Genomic DNA, 22626 nt, shown 5'->3' with positions numbered 1-22626 from the left:
GTGAATATAGTGTACCTATAAATAAATCAATACTTTTAACTACAAGGAAGAAGTGATGAAACGACTATTTACATTAGCTTTGCTATTAGTGAGTACCTTTTCGGTTAATGCTGAAAAGGCACTGGACTTAAACAAATTTGCACAGCATTACTACAACACAATGACCGCCACGCAAGCGCCTAACGCAAGTGAAAAAGAGCTTGAAGCCTACCTTAATTTATTAACAGACGATGTAGGCAGTCAGCACATACCGTATCAAGTAGATGACTCTCGCACAGCAGAGGGTAAAAAACTAATGCGTAAGGGCATGCGTTTTTATTTAGGCGCTCACACCTTATACGAAAGCGAGCTGCTTAATACCTTTGTATTTAACGATAGCGGCTTTGCGATTCGTTATAAAAACCACGCTAAGGGCATTCATCCGCAAAGTAAGCAGCCAATCGAGCACACATCAGTAATGATGGAAGTAATAGAAGTTGAAAACGGTAAAGTGGCGATGATCCGTAAATATCACGAATAAAACGTAAAGTGATAAAACGCGCTAGCCATTAAAGCAAAGCTAATGGCTAATTGGGCTGTAATAGCTTTTTGTTGTTATGTGCTTAAACCTCTTTACCACCGTGTTGCTCTGCTAAATCATCTAGCTCGGCAGAGGTGTAATCAAATCCGCTTTCATCATACTCGTAAGTGACTTTTACACTGTCGCCGCCATTAAATAGGCGAGTTTTAACTTGGTTTACGGGCCAATCTTTTAGTACATGCACAAAGCGGTTAGCAACTTGCGAGGTTTCAAAGCGGTAGTGAATTTCTGTTTTCATAAAAAGGCTCTGTTATTGTATGGCTTAGCTAAAAGTGAGTAGTAAAATTACACTATTTAATGCATTACCACCTCTCATATTCTCTTGGGCGTGTTGATTTTTAATGGTTGAATTTTCAGCCGTATGTTTGGTTTTTAGGCAAGGCAGAGCCTATGTAACTTGGTTATTCACCATGAATAGGCGATAACGCAGCATAAAAGCCAAACATGGGCTGCCCGTTGGGTTCTTTCTAGGGTGATAAACTCTTGTTTATTGGTTTTTACTTATTCTTACATGGATGTAAGTCATTAAAATAACGCAGGAGCCGTTATCGAGCCTACTAAGTTACAAACCACGCGCCGCGATTTAATCGCCCCTAGATTGAACAAATTTCTATCCGCCAAGGTCAACACGCCCTAGTATACCTTTAATCAATACGCTGATATAAGCCTCTAAAACAGTAAGTGGAGCAAAAAACCACACTTAAACGCTATAAGTGATGCGTTTTTAAAATAAATAATAATTATTACAAATAGCTTTTATATCTAAAAAGTTAATGTGATTTTATTTTTACGTAATGTTCGCATTTTGCTTTAAGGTGCGGTGTTCCTTTCTAAAAATACTTATCTAGTACAAACCAAGCATTGTTATAAGTTTCTGATAGTAAATTACTTTAATAAGTAGATTAGCTTTGTACAGCGAATGTTTTGCTAAGCAATTTACGCGCTGTTTAGCTATGTTAAAAAGTATTTTTGCCGATCTCCCTTTGTTCTAAAAACTAAAACTATTTTAAAAATAAAACAAAAAAGAAACATTTAGGTTGATTGTTAGGTATTTGTAATTAGAATAGTCGCTATTACAAATAAGAATGATTCACATACAATATTAGGATTCAACATGAATTTGCGTAAATCTCTCCTTGCAAGTGCAGTAATTACTGCAACTATGGGTTTAACTGCGTGTGGTGGCTCAAGCTCCAGCGATAGCACCGAAACACCAACCACTCCAACAGTGACTAATTCGGCACCTACCGCTATTAGCTTATCAACAGCGGCTGTAACAGAAGATGTAGTAGGCGCAGTAGTCGGTACTTTAAGTGCAACCGATGACGATGCAACAGGCATGGTATTTACACTTTCTGATGATGAACAGTATTTTGAAATTAATGACAGCAATGAGCTAACGCTTAAAAGCACGTTAGCGCTTAATGCTGAGCAAGTAGAAACAGTTGATGTAACAGTCACTGCAACCGATGCTGGCGATTTAAGTTTTACACAAACACTGAGCGTATCTGTAACTGATATTGAAGCGCAAGATGGCGTAAACGTTTACGAATTTGCCTCAACAGTTAATGCTAGTAATTCTGCGGTAAGTTACACAGGCCAAGTGGCTCGTCATGCACTTTCGGCGCAAATTAAAGCTTACATAAGCTTATTAAGTGTTGATTACATTGAAAGCGAAGGCTTAACGGGCGATGCCGTTAAAGCGCAGTTAATGGCTTATTGGAGCGATTACGAAGCCGTAAAAGATAACAGCTTTTTGTTTATTGATGGCGCAACTACGTTGCAACAGTCGTTTGCAGAAATTTCGAATTCAGGCAAAACCTTAACAGGTAAAATTGCCGGTAACGATGCGTCTAAAATGGAAGAAGATTGGCTAACAGAAGGTACATTTGAAGGCTGGAGTGACTTTGGCACTCAAGCAAAAACACCAGAAGGGCTTATTTTTCATTACTTTGATTTACTTGCCGCTAATGTAGATGCAATTGCAAGCGGTACACAATCTGAGGATGTAAACGGTAATGACATTACTGCGGCATACATCACAAGAAGTGGCCTTGATTTAAACCAGCTTATTCAAAAGCACACGCTAGGTGCGTTAATGTTCTCGCAAGGCACTGACGATTACCTAGACGAAGGGCTTGATGAAGATAACACCGATGCAGCAGCCGATGGTACTTACAGTACTTTAGAGCATCAATACGATGAAGGTTTTGGTTACTTTGGCGCAGCACGTCATTATTTAGAATTTAGCGACGAGGCTATTTCTGATGGTAGCGCAAGCGCTGATATTGATGGTGATGGCAAAATTGACTTAGCGAGTGAATACAATTGGGGTAACTCTACCAATGCAGCTAAACGTGATAAAGGCGCGGTAGTAGCAACTGACTTTAGCAGCGCAGCAATGACGGCGTTTATTGCGGGTCGTAAAATTATTAACGATGCTGCACCAAGTGCATTAACTGATGATCAAAAAACGCAGTTATTAGCACAACGTGATATTGCAGTAGCTAACTGGGAAAACGCAATTGCAGCCACCGTTGTACATTACATCAACGACACATTAGCCGACATTGATACAGTGCAAGGTACAGAGGCAAGTGCTGACGATTTTGCTAACTTAGCTAAGCACTTTAGTGAAATGAAAGGCTTTGCACTGAACTTTCAATTTAACCCATTTTCACCTTTTTACAGCGACGATAACGCAGGTAAATTTGCCGAGCTACATACATTACTCGGTGAAGCGCCATTGCTAACAGATGCATACAAAGCGCAGTTAGTAGAGGCACGTGATTTGATGCAGGAAGTTTACGGCTTTGATGCTCAAAACGTTGAAAACTGGTAATAACCACCCGTTTTAGCACCAAGGAAGGTCAGCCCATGGGCTGGCCTTTTGCCGTTTAATTTTCAAAGTTTTTAGGGTTGAAATAATGATCAATTATGCAAAAAAAGGGGTTGTGGTTGCAGCTACTGTACTAACCCTTAGTGGGTGTGGTGAAAGTAGCTCAAGTAGCACAGGCAGTGACTTTCAAAGTAGTGATAGTGGGCAAACTACGACGCCTGCGGTTACAGAGTTTGATGAAGCACAACTCGTTGCTAACTTAGTCGATAATGTAATAACACCTACGTTTGTTTTGTTTAATCAACAAGCACAAACACAAACACAGGCCGTTGCAAATTACTGCCAAGCTGAAATACAAAGCGTACAAGAAAGCTCAGAAGAGGCCATTGCGCTGCGTGCTCAAGCACAACAAGCCTGGCTAGATACCATGGCGGGTTGGCAACAAGCCGAAATGATGCAAATGGGGCCGCTTCTTGATAACGCAGGGCAGTTACGTAACCAAATATATTCATGGCCTACTTTTAGCCGCTGTGGGATAGACCAAGACGTGGTGTATAACCAAGACGGTGTTATTAACCAAGATCAAAATCGCCCGTATGCCATTAGCGAAAGAACAGCAACACGCCGTGGCTTATTTGCAATTGGGCATGTGTTGTTTAACGAGCAATTAGCGCATCACTGTAGTGTGGCAAATGACGCCCTTGCAGATTGGAATAACCGTACAGATTTAGCGCGTCGTCAGGCTCGTTGTGAGTTTGCTGTGGTGGCAAGTGAAGATGTTTTAAGTTCGTCAGCGCAGTTATTACAAGCTTGGCAAGGGGATAACGGTTTTGCTAACGAATTAAAAAATACCGGCCAAAGTGGCTCTCGCTTTAGCACAACTCACGAAGCACTGAATCATATTAGCGATGCACTGTTTTATATCGACACAATAGTAAAAGATAAAAAATTAGCAGAGCCGATTGGTATTTTTTCAAATTCGTGTGGCGCATCGGCGTGCCCTGAAGATGTAGAAAGCCTAGATGCGAAAAGCTCTCTAGATAATATTCGTAATAACTTAGTGGCGTTTGAAGCGTTAATTATGGGGAATTTAGACGCTGAGCAAGCAGGCACTGGCTTTGATGACTTTTTAGATGCAGAGCAAGCACAGGCTACTAAAATACGTTTAGTTGAAGGAATAGCAACCCTTAAAGCCACTTTAAATAGCATTGATAGCTCGCTGGCCGATTTGCTAATTGATAACGAGCAACAGGTACGTGATGTACATGGGCAAGTGAAAGTGCTGACCGATGAGCTAAAAAATGACTTTATTAATGAGCTAGCACTTGAGCTACCTACCACCTCTGCAGGCGATAACGACTAAGGGCGACAATGAAATACAATAAACTTACAATTGCATTGCTTATGGCCGTAAGTTGCCAAGCAGTGGCAGAGCAAAAAAACGAATTAGAACATATTCAAATTATTAGCCATAACGATAAATTGCGCACCGAAGCAGGCTCGGCAACTTTAATTGGCGAAGCGCAACTGGAACAATTTGAGTTTGATGATATTCATCGTATTTTATCGCAGGTACCTGGGGTAAACATACGCGAAGAAGACGGCTTTGGGCTAAGGCCTAACATTGGTTTTAGGGGCGTAACCCCTGAACGTAGTAAAAAAATAACCATTTTAGAAGACGGTGTTTTAATTGGCCCTGCGCCGTATTCGGCACCAGCGGCTTATTATTTTCCGCTTACTACACGCATGACCGCAGTTGAAGTGTTTAAAGGCCCAGCAGCCATACATTATGGCCCGCAAACGGTGGCGGGTACGCTTAATTTAGTGTCGCGCCAAGTACCTGATGATGCCAGCGGTATGCTTGATATTTCAGCAGGCTCCGATGGCTACAAAAAAGCGCACGCGTATTATGGTAACCGCCAAGGGCAGTTTGGCTTTTTAGTTGAAGGCGTTCACCTAGAAAGTGACGGTTTTAAAGAGCTTGATGGTGGGCAAGACACAGGCTTTGAAAAAGACGATTTATTAGTTAAATTAGATTACACACTTAATAGCGAGCAGTATAAACAACGCTTTGAGTTAAAGCTGGCCTATTCAGATGAGCTTTCTAACGAAACCTACCTTGGGTTAACCGAAGAAGATTACCAGCAAACACCGTATCGCCGTTATGCCGCCAGTAGCCCTGCAAATATGGACACTAAGCATACGCAAGTGATGTTTACCCACCAGCTTAGCAGCGACAATTTTGCCCTTACAACCCGCGCCTACCGCAATGATTTTGAACGTGCATGGCTTAAACTCAACGCGGTTACTAACAGCAGTGGTAGTTTGTCGGATATTTTGGCAGACCCAACACGCTTTGAGCGTGAATACAGCGTTATTAGTGGCCAAGCCGATTCGGTTCAAAGTGGTGAAAGCAATGTGTTTTTAACCATGGGAACTAACGACAGAGCCTTTTTCTCGCAGGGCATACAGTTTGATGGTGATTGGCAAGTAGCTGCGTTTGGGCTAGAGCACTCACTCTCATTCGGGGTGCGTTTTCATCAAGATGAAATAGAGCGCGATCATTTTGAAGACACATACGCCATGGTTAACGCAGTTAACACCCGTACAGACACCGCGAGTGTATTTACCACACAAAATACCGAATCTACCGATGCGTGGTCGTTATATATTGAGGACAAAGTAACTTTCGATAAGCTAACTCTTGGTTTGGGCGTGCGCGGCGAGTTAATGGATATGTCGTATCAAAATGACGCCCCTGGCCAAGAAAACGATTGGCAAGATAAATCGAGCCGTATTTGGTTACCTGGTTTAAGTGGCTTTTACCAATTATCGGCCAATGCAGGGTTACTTTTTGGTGTACACCAAGGATTTGTGCCCTCAAGCCCATCTAGCCCTGTACGTGAAGGAGATGAAGAGTTTGAAAAAAGCGTAAACTATGAATTTGGTGGCCGTTACAACAACGGTAACAGCAAAGTGGAAGTAGTGAGCTTTTTTAATGATTATTCAAACTTAGTAGAAAGCTGTGGCCAGTCAAACTGTGGAATCGAAAACGAAATTGACCGCGAGTTTAGTGGTGGGGAAGTGGATGTATGGGGCGTTGAGTCTCAATTTGCACACACTTATGTATTAAATAAGCACATTGATGTGCCGGTACGCTTAACTTATACCTACACGCAAAGTGAGTTTAAAGAAGAGCTATTTAGCGAATTTACGCAGTGGGGACATATTCGCCCGGGCGATCATTTACCGTACTTGCCTAACCATCAAGCTGCGCTGAGCTTAGGCCTTGCACATAACGATTGGTCGGTTGATGTATTAATAAAATACACCTCAGAAATGCCAGAGGCCGCTGGCGTAGCTTATACCGCTGGCGAGCTTGGTAACACCACAGGGAATGATTTTTCATTACCGTTGGCAGGTGTCGAGGTACCCGCTACAACCGTTGTAGATATTGCTGCGCGCTACGAGCTTGATCAATATGGGCATATTTACGCTAAGGTAGATAATCTGTTTGACCAAGATAACATTGTTAGTCGTCGCCCATATGGCGCGCGCCCGGGTAAACCGCGTAGCGTAGCCGTGGGTTACAAATATCAATTTTAAGAGGTAAGTTATGCTCGAGACTATATGGCAAACGCTTCTTCAAACGCCAAATTATTTGTTTGATGCCAATAAACGTATTTTTATTGGCTATAGCATTGCGGCGTTAGTGATTGCAATGTTGCTGTATTTCTCGGGCCGTGCGCAGCAAAAAAAGCGCACGTGGCGTGGGCTGGGGCGCTATTTATTTAGTAAGCGTATTTGGCTGAGTAAAAGTGCCAAGCTCGACTACCAATTATTAATTATAAACCGCTTACTTAAAGCCGCGCTGTGGGTGCCTATAGTGTTAACTATGGTGCCTGTTGCTATTGGCGTAAGTGATGCCCTGCAATGGCTTTTTGGTGAGCGCGCAGTATGGCAGCTGCCAAGTACTGTGGTGTTAGTTATTTTTACCGTTTTATTGTTTATATTTGATGATTTAACACGGTTTTTATTACATTTAGCACTGCATAAAGTGCCGTTTTTGTGGCATTTTCATAAGGTACATCATAGTGCGTTAGTGCTCACCCCAATGACCATTTATCGCAGCCACCCGTTTGAAAGCTATTTATATGCCTGTCGAATGGCGTTAGCCCAAGGTTTTGTAGTGGGCGTTTGTGTGTATTGCTTTGGCCGAAATTTATCAATGTTAGATATTTTGGGGGCTAATGTATTTGTATTTGCCTTTAATGCTTTAGGCGCTAATTTACGCCACTCACATGTGTGGTGGAGCTTTGGTAAAAAAATAGAAAATTGGTTAATTAGCCCAGCTCAGCACCAAATTCATCACAGCGATAACCCAAAACATTTTGACCGTAACCTAGGCTCAGCGTTAGCCATTTGGGATAGAGCCTGTGGCACGCTGATAAAAGCGCATCAAGTAGGTAAAATTACCGTGGGGGTTGGCAATAACGACCGGGGGCACAACAGTGTAATGGATGCGTATTGGCGGCCAATTTACGAGAACCTACAAACGCCTTGGCAACGTGTGGCTAAAGCCGCTAATAAGGTGAACGTTTTTAATAAAAAAAAGCCCATTATTGAGGTTAATATTAACGACAAAACAGCTAAATAGCGCTCGGTTACAAAAAATAAAAGGTTAAATTTTAAATTTTGTGTTTCAATAATCGTATCAAACTCGGTACATACACGCGTACCTTCTTTAATTTACGATGACGATTTAACATGCATTACAAATCAGTTTTATTAGCAAGTTGTGCTTTATTGCTAAGCGCCTGTGGTGGCTCAGGCGGCGATGACACACCCACCGTCAATTCAAATAAAATTCCTACCTTATCGATTGCCGACATACCCAGCGAATTAACTAAAGGCCAAACCATTGAGCTAATTGCAACAGCAAGCGATGAAGACGGCACAATAAGCAGTGTGGTTTGGCAACAAACTGCGGGCACCACGTTATTGAATGAACCATTAGATGCGTTAAGTACCCGCCTTACTATACCCGCTGCGCAAAGTTATGAGCCTATAACGTATTCATTTAGCGTAACAGCCACCGATAATGAAGGGGCAACAAACACGCAAACCGTTACATTTGTAGCCAAAAACAGCATGGACATACACAGCGCCGCTAGGTTATTACACCAAGCTAGCATGGGCCCAACGCTTGCTGAAATAAACAGTGCTCAAGGCTTAAGTGAGCAACAATGGCTCGATGACCAAATAGCACTGCCAGTTAGCTACCATCGAAACTACTTGGTAAAACTTGAAGATGACGAAGACTTTAAATATATAAGCCGAATAGATGCATGGTGGAAAGCGGTGCTACAAAGTGACGATCAACTACGCCAACGTGTTGCATTTGCACTGAGTGAAATATTGGTCGTATCGGATGAAAATAGCGATTTACGTGCACAACCAGAGGGCATGATCACTTACTACGATTTATTACTTAAACATGCGTTTGGCAATTTTAGAGAGTTACTCGAAGAAGTAACGCTTTCGCCAATTATGGGCACGTACCTAAGCCATTTAGGGAACGAAAAAGCCGATGAAGCACTTAATATTCGCCCAGATGAAAATTACGCCCGTGAGGTTATGCAATTATTTACCATTGGCCTAGATGAGTTAAACCTTGATGGCACCGCTAAACTAGATGCAGACGGTAATAGCATAGCAACTTACGGGCAGGCTCAAATACAGGGGTTTGCGCGTGTATTTACAGGCTGGACATTTGCCGGCAGCGAAACCTTTAAACGCAAAAGCCGCGATTATATAAACCCTATGCAAGCTCACAGCGAATACCATTCGAGTAAAGAAAAAGTCCTATTAAATAATGAGGTTATACCGCCTGGTTATGGCCCAGAGGAGTCGCTAAAAATAGCCCTCGATAATTTATTTAATCACGACAACGTAGCGCCGTTTATTTCTAAGCAGCTTATTCAGCGGTTAATTACCTCAAACCCTACTGCGCAATATGTAGAGCGCGTTGCGCGTGTATTTAACGATAATGGAAGCGGTGTACGAGGCGATTTAGCCGCAGTTGTTAAAGCTATTTATTTAGATGACGAAGCACGCCATTTTGGCAGTGTACTTAGCTATCAAGGTAAAATTAAAGAACCACTTTTAAAAACTGTGCAGTTTTGGCGAAACCTTAACGCGAAGTCGCAGCAAGGTTATTATAAAACGTGGAACTTAGTCGATAGCTATGGGCAAGGCCCCATGCAGTCGGGCTCTGTATTTAACTTTTTTAGACCCGATTACCAAAGTGCGGCGTTACGCACGCAAGGTTTGGTAGCGCCTGAATTACAAATAGCTAACGATGCGACTTTAATAGGCACAATGAATGCCTTATTTGCAAGTTTGGTTTGGAGTACAGCCGAAGCGCATACCGAGTTAAACCCTGCAGGAATTTATGTTTATGTACAAAGCGATGTGGATTACTTGGCGCAAAATGGCATTAGCGCACTGATAGAGCAATATAATACCCTGTATTTTGCCGGCAATATGAGCGCTGACACTACACAAGCTTTACTTGATTTAGATGCCTATTTTGATGAGGGCCAGTACCGTGTGAGGGTTTCGTACTTGTTATACATGATTGCTATTTCACCTGAATTTAACGTGCAGTATTAGGAGCGCATAATGAGCCTAAATAGAAGAGACTTTTTGTCATTATGTTTAAAAGGCGGGGTATCGGCAGCCGCTTTAACCAGTTTGCAGCTACAAGCGCTAACGGGGGCAACTAATGCAATAGAACTCGGTGATTATAAAGCCCTAGTGTGTGTATTTTTATACGGCGGAAACGACTCACTTAATATGTTGCTACCCCTTGAGGGAGAGCAGCGTAGTTTATACGAGCAAAGCCGGCAAAACCTCGCAGTAGACAATCCGCTAGCGTTAAGTGTTTCTCAGCAGTTTGCAGGTGGCGTGGGAATTCATCCCTCACTTGCGCCTTTACAGAGCGTGTTTGAGTCGGATGATTTAGCCTTTGTTGGTGGCGTAGGCACTTTACTTACTCCCACCACATTAACAGATTACAAAAATAACGCGGTGCCTTTACCTAAGCATTTATTTTCGCATAACGATCAGCAAGCGTCATGGATGTTCGGCCGAGAAAAAGCCTCTTTAAACAGTGGGTGGGGCGCACGTATGCTAGAGCGATTAGCTGTGGAGGATCAGTTTGCGGCAAATATCTCTCTCGATGGCACTAATTTATGGCAAACAGGCACAAATACCAGTGCCTTTGCGCTTAACAAAAGTGGCATAAGCACAATTAACGCCTTTGGTGGTTATCAGCCCCGCACTGAGCACGTTACTAACATAATGAACCGCTTGCTAGGCAATGCAAGCCATGTACTAGGGCGTGAATATGCGAATGGCTTAAATAGCGCAATTACCAACACGCAAACGATGAACAGTGCGCTTGAACAAGCCCCAGCGCTTACTACCACCTTTAGCGATACTAGCTTGAGTGAGCAATTAGCCGCGGTGGCCAAAGCTATTAGTGTGCAGTCGTCGTTAAGTACACAGCGCCAAGTATTTTTTGTCTCTATGGGCGGATTTGACACCCACGATGATCAGCTTACTGCGCACCCTGCATTATTAAATACGCTAGCTCAAGGGCTCAGCGAGTTTAACAGTGCCATGAAAGAGCTAAACATGAATGATAAAGTCACCACGTTTACTATGTCGGACTTTGGCCGCACGCTCACCTCAAACGGCGATGGCACCGACCATGGCTGGGCGGGTAATCAAATAGTAATGGGCGGCGCGGTAAAAGGCCGTTCTATTTATGGCCAGTTACTTACTCAGCAATTAGAGGGCGAATACGATACCGGTGGCGGGCGGTTAATTCCGCAAGTGGCTAACGAGCAATACTTTGCAACATTAGCGCAGTGGTTTGGGGTGCCTGTTTCGGAGCTGGTTGATATTTTTCCTAATTTAAGTAACTTTAACAGCGCGACCTTAGACTTTTTTGTGTAATGATACTGACACGCCAGCCTAGGTACTTTAGTTTAAGGTTAAAGCGCCGCTGCTTGATAATAAAAATGCGTTATTTAGTTGTTTTAATTAGTTTATTTTAAGGTTTTTGAACAAAGCTTATTATTTAAAGCACTTAAGTATCACTATACAGTGGCGTTGGCTGTTAATTGTAATCTAAACCCAGTGCTTGGCAGTATAATTATAATGTACTGGTTTCAAATACTTAAAATTAAAGATCACACATGATAAAGGAATCATAATAATGAAAATTTTAGTGAGCTTAGTAAGTTTAATCGCTTTTTTACTCGTTTTACTGCCAGGGCCTTTATATAAGTATGGCGTTGTTGAACTAAGTACTGCGTTTACAGGGTTTAGATTTGGTGTGTATGTGGGTGGCGCTGCATTAGTGCTGCTTGTTATACAGGTTATTTTTATGCGTAAAACGCTTAGCATGGGCAGCACTTTAATGGCATTGGTGTTTGCAGTCATCGCGATTGCAATGCCACTGAGCATGATGAGCAAGGCTAAAAGTGTACCCGCGATCCATGATATTTCGACCGATTTAATTAACCCGCCAAAATTTGTGGCAATTCTACCGCTGCGAGCGGATGCTAAAAACCCAGCTGAATACGCAGGAGAAGAAACAGCCACGCAGCAACGCAAAGCTTACCCTGAGCTAAAAACACTAAATTATGCACAATCAAAAACAGACTTATTGGTTGCTACCGAGCAAGCGGTTAAAAATTTAGGGTTTGAGCTTGTTAATGTTAATGCGGCTACGGGCATTGTAGAAGCAACGGATACCACCACATGGTTTGGTTTTAAAGACGATGTAGTTGTGCGTATCAATGATGAAGGCAGCCAGCGCTTTGTAGATATACGCAGTAAGTCACGCGTGGGGCGCAGCGATTTAGGAAAAAATGCTGAACGTATACATTCACTCATTGATGAGATAAATACGTTACTGGATAAGTAACCAACATTTAAGTTAAAAAAGCCCAACCTTGTTGGGCTTTTTTGGTCAGGGTGCATTCACTGCGCCGGCGTTAGTGTAAACCACATCAAAGTGCATACCGGTATTATTTTTAGAGGCAGCCCTTATGGGATTGGTTTTAAAATAAAGCACTTAAATAAGCTAAAAGTACACGACTTAAATTTTTACAGACTATGGAGTTGTTATGAAAACAGTAGGATATGCAGCAAAAAGCGAAGGTGCGCAACTAGGTGAATATACTTTTGAGCGCCGCGATTTACGCGATAACGATGTAGAAATTGAAATTTTATATTGTGGCGTATGCCACTCTGATTTACATGCAGTGCGCAATGACTGGGGAGGCAGCCGTTACCCGTTAGTCCCTGGGCACGAAATTGTAGGTAAAGTAAAAGCCATTGGTAGCGCTGTTAAAAACTATGAAAAAGGTGACACGGTAGCGGTAGGTTGCATGGTTGATTCATGCCAAAGCTGCAAACAGTGTGATAACGGCGAAGAGCAATTTTGCCAAGAAGGCATGGTAGGCACATACGCAGGTAAAGACAGAGAAATCGGCGAGATGACCCAAGGTGGCTATTCTAAACATATTGTTGTTCGTGAAGAATTTGTACTATCAGTCCCTGAAAACCTAGAGCTTTCGCGCGTTGCCCCTTTATTATGTGCAGGTATCACTACTTACTCTCCTTTACATAAGTGGGGCGTTACAAAAGGCAGCCGTGTTGCCGTTGTAGGGCTTGGTGGCTTGGGTCATATGGCTGTTAAAAATGCCGTAGCCATGGGCGCGAGTGTAACAGTGGTTGGGCGAAGTGAGTCTAAAAAAGATGACGCAGTAAAACTTGGCGCGCAGCATTATTTAGTGTCGACTGACGAAGATGCAATGAAAGCGTCGCAGTCGGCTTTTGATATTATTATTGACACCGTACCTGTTAAGCACGATTTGTCTATTTACACACCCTTATTAGACATAGATGGGACGCTAGTTATTGTTGGGCAAGTTGGCCCCGTAGAAGAGCTAAACACTGTGCCTCTTTTAATGGGTCGTCGGCGCATCGCAGGTTCACTAATTGGTGGGATAGAAGAAACCCAACAGATGCTAGATTTTTGTGGCAAAAATAACGTATTGCCAGAGTGCGAAATGATTAATATTGACCAAATAAACACCGCGTATGAGCGAATGGAAAAGTCAGACGTACGCTATCGTTTTGTTATTGATATGGCGTCGTTAGAGGCCCAGTAAGGTGGGTGATTAAATACCCTTGTTAAAGTAAAAGAGCGGCTAATTGTATTAGCCGCTCTTTTTATATGCTTAACACGTTTGTGCTGCGGGTTGTTGTTTATTAAGTTGCAAGTAGCTTAAAAACCACATTACTAAGCCGCCTAAAAACAACGCCGCTGCGACATAACCTGTTTGGTTAGGCGCTGCACCTTGTGCAATAACAGCCCCGCCAACCCAAGGGCCGATAGCATTTGCGGTGTTAAACGCACATTGTACTAATGCACCAATCATTGCATGGCCCTCTGGGGCTACATCCATTAATAAAGATTGAATAAGCGTTGCCAAACCCACACTGCAACCAATAAAAAATATAACCGCATACAGCAACCAAATATTGTAACTTGCGCTAACGTAGGCAATTGCAAATACGATGGTGCACACCAGTGCAAGGCCTGTGGTTTTAATGGCAGATTTATCGGCCGCTTTACCTAATATGTAATTACCTAACGTACAACCAATACCAAACATCACCATAGCGATAGAAATAGTGTAAGGGGCTGTTTTAGTTACATCTAAAATTGTATCGGCAATGTATGTATAAATACAAAACACGCCGCCAAAGCCAATAATAACAATACCTAAAATAGACCACACCAGTTTATTTTTAAGTACGCCAAACTCGTTAAGTAAGTTAGATGGCTTAGCGTTATCAATATTTGGCACTACTTTATATACAAATATAAACGCAATAAACGCTAAAACCGCAGCGCCACCTAAGCAATAACGCCAGCTTAGGTTTTGCCCCACTAAGGTAACAATAGGCACGCCTACGATGGTTGCAATGGTTAAGCCCATAAATACTTTTGACATAAAGCTTGCGCGTTTACCTGAAGGGGCAATATCGGAGGCAAGCAAAATAGCGGCACCAAAGTAAGCGCCGTGAGGTAAGCCACTTAAAAAGCGAAAAATAACGAGCTGCTCTAATGAGGTTGCTAATGCACTCAAACCATTAGAAATACACATTAGGCTTAAAAAAATCAGCAAAGCTTTGCGTTTTCGCATATTGGCCGTTGTAAGCATTAATACCGGCGCGCCTACCACAACACCAATAGCATAGGCGCTAATTGCATAGCCACTTTGCGAAGGGGTTGAGCCAAACGTTTCACTGATCAGCGGCAGCATAGGCATCATTGAAAATTCTGATAATCCTAAAATAAACGTACCTAGTGCTAACACTAATAAAATAGCAGCTTTATTTAACTGATTAGATGCCGACGCAACATCTGCACTCATAGAAGATCCTTTAACTTTGATTTTAAAAATAGTGAATAGCCACACATTAACTGTGTGGAGAGTAAACATATATTAGGTGTGGAGTGTGTCAGTGAGATGGCTATTTTAAGTTAAAAAGTGTACTGCGTCATGTATAAAAAATAGTATTTTTGGCTTGTTTTACTTTTGTTAATTGCTATAAAGTGTTACTTATTAGATTAATTTATAAAAAGTTTTTACAAAGCAACTCACTAGCAAGCTTTTAATTGCTCGCAGAAAAACTAAAAAACACCTATATTTACAAAGTTATTACATTTATTACTAGCTTACATATTATTTTTATATTTGTTTGTTATTGTCATCCTATTATTATTCCCTAAAGGTTTAACACATGTTTGGTCTACGAAAAGATAACGCCAAAGTTGAAGAATTGGAACATCAACTCAATGAAAGTAAATCAGTACTATCCGCTATTTATAACCATGTAGCGTATATTGAATTTACACCCGAGGGAAAAATTTTAGACGCTAATGAGCTTTTTTTAGATACCGTAGGCTACAAAAGAGAAGAGGTAATAGGCAAGCACCACCGGATTTTTTGCGATTCAGACTACGCTAAGTCGAGTGAGTACAGCCAATTTTGGCAAGCGCTGCAAGGGGCAAACTCAACAAGCGGTACCTTTATGCGCTTTAACGCTAATGGCGAAAAGCTATGGCTAGAGGCTACTTATTTTCCTGTTGAAGTAAACGGGGTGGTTACTAAGGTTATTAAAATAGCGTCGGATATTACAAAAAATTATGTACAGCGAAAATCTCAAGAAGCGCTCACCGAAGCGCTTGATAAGGCGCTGGCTACAATAGAATTTAACCCCGATGGCACCATAATTAAAGCAAATCAAAACTTTTTATCTACGGTGGGTTATTCACTTGCAGAAATTGTTGGCAAACATCACAAAATGTTTTGTACTGACTCTTTTTATCAAAATAACCCTCGGTTTTGGGAAGAGTTAAGCGATGGGCAGTTTAAGTCGGGTAAGTTTAAACGCATAACCTCTGATGGCTCGCAAATATGGCTAGAGGCAACTTACAACCCAATTTTAGATAATAAAGGCAAAGTGACAAAAATAGTGAAGTTTGCCTCTAATATTACCGATCGCATAAAAGACAACGAAGCCGTTAGTGAGGCCGCACAAATTGCGTATGAATCGGCGGTGTCGAGTGCGCAAACGGCAAAAACGGGCTCAGATATATTACATGATGCAATTGCAAACTCAGATGCAATTGTAAGCCAAGTACTTAAATCGGTTGATTTAATTAAAAACCTGAATGAGCAGTCAGCAGTTATCGGCTCTATTGTGTCGACCATAAGCAGTATTGCCGATCAAACTAATTTATTGGCATTAAATGCAGCCATTGAAGCCGCCCGAGCGGGCGAGTACGGGCGAGGCTTTGCCGTGGTAGCCGATGAAGTTAGGCAGCTTGCAGCAAGCACCAGCAGTTCAACCAACGAAATTGCAACCGTAGTTAAAAACAACCAAGAGCTGACTAACGATATTTCAAAGCAAATCACCTCCGTCTCTGATTCCTCAGAGCAAGGCCGAGAGCTAATAGCGAAAGTCTCAGAAGTAATTCAAGAAATAGAACGCGGCGCAGATGCTGTTTCTGCAACAGTGTCTAAGCTTAACGCGAGTTAAGTGGCAGTAAGTTCTCAAAGTGCGACATTTTGTCGCGCTCTAAACTTGTAACTACATTATATAATTTATGCCATATATAACAGTGGCATAAATTATAAATGGCTCATATTCAACATATCCAACACACTTATTTATTCTCTCCTTTAGCACTTTTATTAACTGGCCTTTTTTCTCCTGCAGTATTTGCAGATGATAACACTTTAGAAATTATTGAAGTGCATGGACAGGTACACAATAAGCACTTATCGCTTGGTTCGTCAGAGGCAATGCTTAGCAATTTAGGTGTTGATTTTTCGGCTGCGGGCGGGGTGTCTAACTTACCTATTTTAAATGGTTTAATGGGCGATAGAGTAAAAGTACTGGTTGATGGCGCAGAGGTTACTGCAGCGTGCGCTAATCAGATGAACCCGCCTCTTTCTTACGTATCAGCTAATCAAGTAATGGCTTACAAAGTAGTTGCTGGTGTTTCACCTGTAAGCGCTGGTTGCGATAACATTGCAGGTGTAATAAGCGTTAACTCAATTTCACCACAATACAGCGAAAATACTGAGCTTGCATGGAACTCAGCCTATGTCTCGGCTAAGTACAGCAGTGTTGATAACGGGCAAAAGCTAGGTTTGGGAGCACGTTTAGCAAGCGATACTGTGAGCCTTAATTACCAAGGGTCGTTTAGTGATGCCAACAGCTACAAAGATGGAAAGGGTAATGTGGTACTTGATACATTATATCGGGCTCAAAACCACAGCCTAACTGGCGCGATACGTGACGATAAACAGCAAGTTGTGATAAAGCTTACGCATCAAAAAATACCGTATCAGGGTTTTGCTAACCAGTACATGGATATGACTGATAACACCAGTTATGGCGCTATTGCCCAATATAAGCGCAGTTTTGAAAACAGCGAGCTAGAAGGGCAAGTTAATTGGCACAGCGTTAAACACGAAATGGGTTTTTTTAGTAAAGAAAAAACCGGCATGATGCCCATGAAAACAGATGCAAAAGACATAAGCACACAGCTTAAATGGCGCCTTACACTTGATCAAAATAGCTCATTACTACTTGGACAAGAATATTATAATTACCGCATTGATGATTGGTGGCCGGCGATTGAAGGCTCAACCATGATGGGGCCAAATGATTATATAAATATTAATAACGGTAAGCGTGAGCGTATTGCCTTATTTGCAGAATATGCAAGCCAAATCAATAACAAGCTCTGGTTAAATACGGGTATAAGGGTTGAGCGTGTTAATACACAGGTTGATGAAGTACAAGCCTATAACGATGGCATGATGAATACGGGCAGTATGAGCGCAATGACAACTGCCAATAATGCGCTAGCTGCCAATAACTTTAACAATGCTGATAGAGATAAAACCGACACCTTAGTTGATGTAAATGTATTAGCTAATTATCAAATTACACTTTATGACGAGCTGCAATTAGGCCTGGCCCGCAAAAACCGAGCCCCTAATTTATATGAACGTTACAGTTGGGGTGTAAGTAATATGGCAAGCACTATGATTGGCTGGTACGGCGACGCTAATGGTTATATTGGTAACCCAAACCTCAAAGCCGAAACCGCCCATACCATCAGTGCAACGTATTCAAAAACAGCAAAAAATGATGCGTGGCGGGTAAGTGCTAATGTGTGGTACACCGATGTAACGGACTACATTGACGCAAATATTGTACGTAGTTTTAATAGTTATGGGTTAGCAAATACAACACGTAACATTTTAAGCTTTACTAATGTTGACGCCACACTTTATGGCGCAAAGGTTGATATAAGTAAGGCACTTTATCAATCAACACAGTTTGGCGAATGGCAATTAAAAGCAAACATAACGAGCACTCGTGGTAAGCGCCGCGACACTAACCAACCGCTTTATCAAATTAAGCCGTTACATACAGCGCTCTCATTAAGCCAGCAAATAGGGATATTCGAAAATGCATTGTTGTGGCAATGGGTGGATACAAAATCACGCGTTGATGTTAACCGCTTAGAAAACCAAACCGTTAGTTACAGCTTAGTTAATATAAGCTCTAAAGCTTCTTTTGATGCACTTACGCTGGGTATTGAGGTGGTAAACTTATTTGATGCGTTTTATCAATTACCCCTAGGCGGGGTAAGTATTGCAGCGCTTAAGCAAGGTAGCAGCACGGGGTTTACTCAATTAGCTGGGCAAGGGCGCTCATTTAATATAAGTGCCAGTTACGCATTTTAAACCCATATAAAGCGTTGAGAATAGGTTGCTTGGCGCTTTAGTTTAATCTGATGTTGGCGTAACTTGCTCTGCGTTGGTTGTTTGCTGCGCCTCTAAAGCTAGTTTTTCACGCTCTGCTTTTGATACATACGCCGGTTTATTACTTTTATGCAATTTAGCATTAGCACGTTTATCTTTTTTCTGAAATTTGGTGACAATTTTTTTGCGGCGGTTCATTAGTACTAATACTCTGATTAATTAAGGTCGCGCATTATACAACCAATGCAATGTAAGCCGCTATCTAAATTTAAAGCGCGATTGTTGTAACCCTGCCGCAAAGCGCTATTTAATACTATTGCTTGGCGGTATAATTTAGCTTTAATACCAATTTAATTATTTAAGCGATTTATTATTGCGCATTGGTAGTAATGATTCATACAAAAGGATACGTTTTGAAAAAGTTAGCTTTGCTTTGTAGTGCTTTATTTGCTTTTAGCGCACATGCACAATTACATACAAATATTGATAGTGTTGCCGATTACGCTGTTAATACTTATCAACAATCACAAATTCACACGTTAACTAATTTAGTGGCTTTTCCTACGGTAAATAAAGAGTCGATACCCGCGCCACAAAATCCTGACTTTATTAATTTCAAATCTGTATTAAAAATGAAAGCTGCAGAGCTTGGGTTTGATTACCAAGACCTAGGCTACACCGTGCTTATAGGCATGGGAGATCAAAGCGAAAAGGTTACCGTTGTAACCCACGGAGACGTACAACCTGCCAATGCCAGTAAGTGGAAGCAAAGCCCATTTATTATTGATACCTCAGAGCCTGGAAAATTAGTCGGGCGCGGTACCGAAGACGACAAAGGCGCAATAGCCACCGCACTATACGCCATGAAAGCGATTAAAGATAAAGGCATAGAGCTTAATAACCGCATAGAGCTGATGATTTACCTAGCTGAGGAATCTGACTGGGGCCCGCTTACTGAATTTATGAAAACCTACGAGCAGCCAAAATACGCCGTAACCATTGATGCATCATACCCAGTTGTAGTAGCCGAGAAAGGCTGGAGCTTAATTGCTCCTACTTTTAATGCTACCTCAAAACAAACCGGTATGTATGTGAGTGATTTAGCGGGCGGCGCGTTTAAAAGCCAAATACCAGAAGATGCAAGCTTAGTGCTGCATAACGCAAGCGCTGTAGTTATTAACTCATTAAAAGCTAAAGCTAAAACACTTAGTGAAGTTGAGTTTAACTTTGAAGAGCTAGCTGAAGGCTTAAAAATAACTGTAAAAGGGGTGTCTGCGCACTCTTCAGAGCCAGAGTCGGGCGTTAATGCTATTGCACACCTGAGCGAGCTATTTAAAGACGTAGCACTTGAAAATAATAGCGATGGGCAGCTTATAAAATTTGTAAATCAATTAATTGGCTTAGATATTCATGGTAAGCAATTTGGTAATATTGCCTACGAGCATGAATTCATGGGCCCAATGAGCGTAGCCCCAACCGTAATTGAACGCGATGGTAACGCACTAACGTTAGCCATTAACGCGCGCCGCCCAGTTGGTAAAGATGAAAACTTACTTAAAGCGCAAATAAACAGTGCGATTAAGGAATGGGAAACGGTAAATAACGTAACGCTTACTAATGTCGAGACCATTATTGGTACACCCATGCTGTTAGATAACGCGCCGCACGCACAAAAGCTGCTTGATATTTTTAAACATTTTACAGGTGACGAACAAGCTGACTTTGTATCAATAGGGGGCGGCACTAACGCAAAGCTATTTGATAATGCCGTCTCGTTTGGCCCTTCAATGCCAGGCAAACGTTATACCGGCCACTCAGAGCATGAATTTATTACGCTTGAGCAATTAGCGCTTAATTTACGTATGTATACCGCAATGATGATAGAGCTAGGTAATATGTAAGCTATAGCTGTTTTAATATAAAAGCCGCCTTGTTTAACTGAAGTGACTCCAGCAAGGCGGTTTTTTGTATTTACTAAAACTGAGCTACAAAACTGAGATTGTATATATCGTAGTCATCGTTATCGGTGTAATTAGCTGTAAAATAGTAGTTATCGTTAATAAAGTATTTACCTTCAACAACTAAATCTGAGTCGTATAAACCAACGCCAACTGCAACATGCTTATTAAAGTAATAATTTGCCAACACATTAAAAATTGAATCATCGCCAGTATCGAGATAGTCAGCATTTATAGTAAAGTAGCGTTCATCGTAAAGGTGAGCAAAGTAACGTGATGATAAGTCCCACGACTCTATTTCATCATCCGCCTCAACAGTAAAACCAATGTAGTCGGTGTCATTAATTTGGTGATTATATTGCGCTTTAAACAAATAAACTGTGTCACCATATTCGTAATCTACCATGCGTGCAGATACTTTTAGCGAATCAGCAAATAAGTAACCTATGCCAAGTGAATAGGTATCAGTATCGCCAATATTAGGCAGCTCTATGGTTGCAAAAGCATTACCGTAAAAGCCTTCTCCAAAGATCCCTTTTCTACTAAAACCATCTGAATTAAAGTAATTTAAGCCTATATTACTATCTGTATCTAGGTAGCCATAATCATCCCACACTCCCGAGCTTTGTTGCTCTTCAAAGTAATAATGCGTAGATAATCCGTACACATTATCGCTGTAATAGCGTGAATCAATTTTTGCGTAGTTAATTGTATTAAACCATTGCTTTGATGCTGATTGTTCGGCGTTTACTGACGGTGCACAGCTAAGTGCAAGCAAAGAGAGTGGTATTAAGTAGCGCATAAGTATCCTTTCTTATTAATTAAATAGGTGTATCTAGAAAAGGTATTATATTAAATACTCTTTAAAATACATTTAAATAATTGTAAGTAACTGTATGTTTGTATAAGTATTTGTAGAGATGCGCTTGAAGGGGCTGCTATAAATTTATGACTAATGTCATATTAACTGATGACAAATAGCACCTTTCAGGCTTAAAAATTAAGGCAATAATAACCTTACATTTTAAGAGGAGAGCAAACATGAATACACCAGCATTTTTTGATAATTTAAAACGTTACTTTGTGGCTTTGGTATTTTTGACCGCGATAAACTTAATTACATCGCCAAATTATTTATGGGTAGTGTGGCCTGCTTTAGGGATGGGTATAGCACTGCTAAATGAGTTATTAAACTCAAATAACTCAAAAAGGGTTAGGGATGAGTGTTAAGCCAAGTAACAGGTTACCTGGCTTAACGCGTAAAACCGTAAGGTTTAAAAATTACGTTTTATGCGGTTGAGTCGAGCGTTGCGTTTAGTGAGATTTCGGTATTAAGCAGCTTTGAAATAGGGCAGCCTTTTTTAGTTTGCTCACACAGTGCCTGAAATTGCTCGTTAGCAATATCTTTAATACGTGCGTTTACTTCAAGCGCTATATGGGTGACTGCAAAGCCGTCATCAACCTCATCAAGGCTTACGGTGGCTTTAGTATCAATTTTATCGGCTTTAAAACCGGCATCGCCAAGAGCAAGCGAAAGCGCCATACTAAAGCAGGCACTGTGCGCAGCTCCAACTAATTCTTCTGGGTTAGAACCAGGCTCGTCTTCAAAGCGAGTATTAAAACCAAATGGTTGTTTATCAAGTGCGCCGCTTTGTGTAGAAATACTGCCTTTACCTGTTTTAATATCGCCTGACCAGGTTGAGTTTGCCGTTTTTTTAATCGTCATCATCTTCTCCTTGCGTTGCATGTAAGCTTTTCAGGCTGAGTAAGTACTATTTACATAAAACACCTAAATACAGCCTTAAA

At 41.5% G+C, this 22626-nt stretch carries 18 protein-coding genes; 13 read left to right on the top strand and 5 right to left on the bottom strand.

Translation table 11 applies throughout. The features are described from left to right. The first annotated feature begins 55 nt into the window (after window positions 1-55). The gene (locus MTF64_RS08360) at window positions 56-520 is read left to right on the top strand and encodes a nuclear transport factor 2 family protein (RefSeq protein WP_248451103.1); all 465 of its coding nucleotides are present in this window, start codon (window positions 56-58) and stop codon (window positions 518-520) included. Between the two features lie 82 nt (window positions 521-602). On the opposite strand, the gene MTF64_RS08355 is transcribed toward MTF64_RS08360, so the two are convergent. Then, window positions 603-818, bottom strand: a complete 216-nt coding sequence (locus MTF64_RS08355; protein ID WP_248451102.1) for a hypothetical protein — start codon at window positions 816-818, stop codon at window positions 603-605. 876 nt (window positions 819-1694) lie between these two features. Between MTF64_RS08355 and MTF64_RS08350 the strand changes: the two genes are divergently transcribed. The 8 genes from MTF64_RS08350 to MTF64_RS08315 all read left to right on the top strand — a co-directional run bounded on the left by MTF64_RS08350 (window position 1695) and on the right by MTF64_RS08315 (window position 13672). After that, the gene (locus tag MTF64_RS08350; protein ID WP_248451101.1) at window positions 1695-3422 is read left to right on the top strand and encodes a DUF4856 domain-containing protein; all 1728 of its coding nucleotides are present in this window, start codon (window positions 1695-1697) and stop codon (window positions 3420-3422) included. Between the two features lie 85 nt (window positions 3423-3507). Beyond that, complete coding sequence (locus MTF64_RS08345) at window positions 3508-4782, top strand: imelysin family protein (RefSeq protein ID WP_248451100.1); 1275 nt, start codon at window positions 3508-3510, stop codon at window positions 4780-4782. A gap of 8 nt (window positions 4783-4790) precedes the next feature. After that, complete coding sequence (locus tag MTF64_RS08340; RefSeq protein ID WP_248451099.1) at window positions 4791-7025, top strand: TonB-dependent receptor; 2235 nt, start codon at window positions 4791-4793, stop codon at window positions 7023-7025. A 10-nt stretch (window positions 7026-7035) separates the two neighbouring features. Continuing rightward, window positions 7036-8076 carry a sterol desaturase family protein gene (locus tag MTF64_RS08335; RefSeq protein WP_085065492.1) on the top strand — a complete coding sequence of 347 codons (1041 nt, stop codon included), beginning with the start codon at window positions 7036-7038 and terminating at the stop codon, window positions 8074-8076. Window positions 8077-8186: 110 nt separating this feature from the next. After that, complete coding sequence (locus MTF64_RS08330; RefSeq protein ID WP_248451098.1) at window positions 8187-10094, top strand: DUF1800 family protein; 1908 nt, start codon at window positions 8187-8189, stop codon at window positions 10092-10094. A gap of 9 nt (window positions 10095-10103) precedes the next feature. Further along, complete coding sequence (locus tag MTF64_RS08325) at window positions 10104-11444, top strand: DUF1501 domain-containing protein (RefSeq protein WP_248451097.1); 1341 nt, start codon at window positions 10104-10106, stop codon at window positions 11442-11444. Window positions 11445-11706: 262 nt separating this feature from the next. Then, window positions 11707-12420 (top strand): DUF1499 domain-containing protein, encoded by a 714-nt coding sequence (locus MTF64_RS08320; protein ID WP_248451096.1) that lies wholly within the window; start codon window positions 11707-11709, stop codon window positions 12418-12420. Between the two features lie 202 nt (window positions 12421-12622). Then, on the top strand, window positions 12623-13672 hold the full coding sequence (locus MTF64_RS08315) for an NAD(P)-dependent alcohol dehydrogenase (protein WP_248451095.1): 1050 nt from the start codon (window positions 12623-12625) through the stop codon (window positions 13670-13672). A gap of 69 nt (window positions 13673-13741) precedes the next feature. On the opposite strand, the gene MTF64_RS08310 is transcribed toward MTF64_RS08315, so the two are convergent. Then, window positions 13742-14944 (bottom strand): MFS transporter, encoded by a 1203-nt coding sequence (locus MTF64_RS08310; RefSeq protein ID WP_138577556.1) that lies wholly within the window; start codon window positions 14942-14944, stop codon window positions 13742-13744. Between the two features lie 370 nt (window positions 14945-15314). Here MTF64_RS08310 and MTF64_RS19915 point away from each other — a divergent pair, with 370 nt between their 5' ends. Both MTF64_RS19915 and MTF64_RS08295 read left to right on the top strand, forming a co-directional pair. Then, on the top strand, window positions 15315-16616 hold the full coding sequence (locus tag MTF64_RS19915; protein ID WP_282446991.1) for a PAS domain-containing methyl-accepting chemotaxis protein: 1302 nt from the start codon (window positions 15315-15317) through the stop codon (window positions 16614-16616). Between the two features lie 98 nt (window positions 16617-16714). Next, on the top strand, window positions 16715-18844 hold the full coding sequence (locus tag MTF64_RS08295; protein WP_248451094.1) for a TonB-dependent receptor: 2130 nt from the start codon (window positions 16715-16717) through the stop codon (window positions 18842-18844). A 42-nt stretch (window positions 18845-18886) separates the two neighbouring features. Here MTF64_RS08295 and MTF64_RS08290 read toward each other — a convergent pair whose 3' ends face one another. Then, window positions 18887-19060, bottom strand: a complete 174-nt coding sequence (locus MTF64_RS08290; protein ID WP_004587415.1) for a DUF2986 domain-containing protein — start codon at window positions 19058-19060, stop codon at window positions 18887-18889. Between the two features lie 215 nt (window positions 19061-19275). Here MTF64_RS08290 and MTF64_RS08285 point away from each other — a divergent pair, with 215 nt between their 5' ends. Then, a complete protein-coding gene (locus MTF64_RS08285; protein ID WP_248451093.1) occupies window positions 19276-20763 on the top strand; it encodes a dipeptidase in 1488 nt (495 codons plus the stop codon). A gap of 73 nt (window positions 20764-20836) precedes the next feature. On the opposite strand, the gene MTF64_RS08280 is transcribed toward MTF64_RS08285, so the two are convergent. Further along, entirely contained in the window at window positions 20837-21622 is a 786-nt protein-coding gene (locus MTF64_RS08280) for a putative porin (RefSeq protein ID WP_248451092.1), read from the bottom strand. A gap of 239 nt (window positions 21623-21861) precedes the next feature. On the opposite strand from MTF64_RS08280, the gene MTF64_RS08275 reads away from it, so the two are divergent. Continuing rightward, window positions 21862-22050 carry a 2TM domain-containing protein gene (locus MTF64_RS08275; protein ID WP_004587412.1) on the top strand — a complete coding sequence of 63 codons (189 nt, stop codon included), beginning with the start codon at window positions 21862-21864 and terminating at the stop codon, window positions 22048-22050. A gap of 58 nt (window positions 22051-22108) precedes the next feature. On the opposite strand, the gene MTF64_RS08270 is transcribed toward MTF64_RS08275, so the two are convergent. Then, on the bottom strand, window positions 22109-22546 hold the full coding sequence (locus MTF64_RS08270) for an OsmC family protein (protein ID WP_248451091.1): 438 nt from the start codon (window positions 22544-22546) through the stop codon (window positions 22109-22111). Between the last annotated feature and the right edge of the window lie 80 nt (window positions 22547-22626).

The sequence above is a fragment of the Pseudoalteromonas sp. 2CM41L genome (genome assembly GCF_023161905.1).
In the GTDB taxonomy this organism is placed as follows: domain Bacteria; phylum Pseudomonadota; class Gammaproteobacteria; order Enterobacterales; family Alteromonadaceae; genus Pseudoalteromonas; species Pseudoalteromonas atlantica.
The sequence above is the reverse complement of the archived record's forward strand: the minus strand, read 5'-3'. Positions and strand labels throughout refer to the sequence as shown.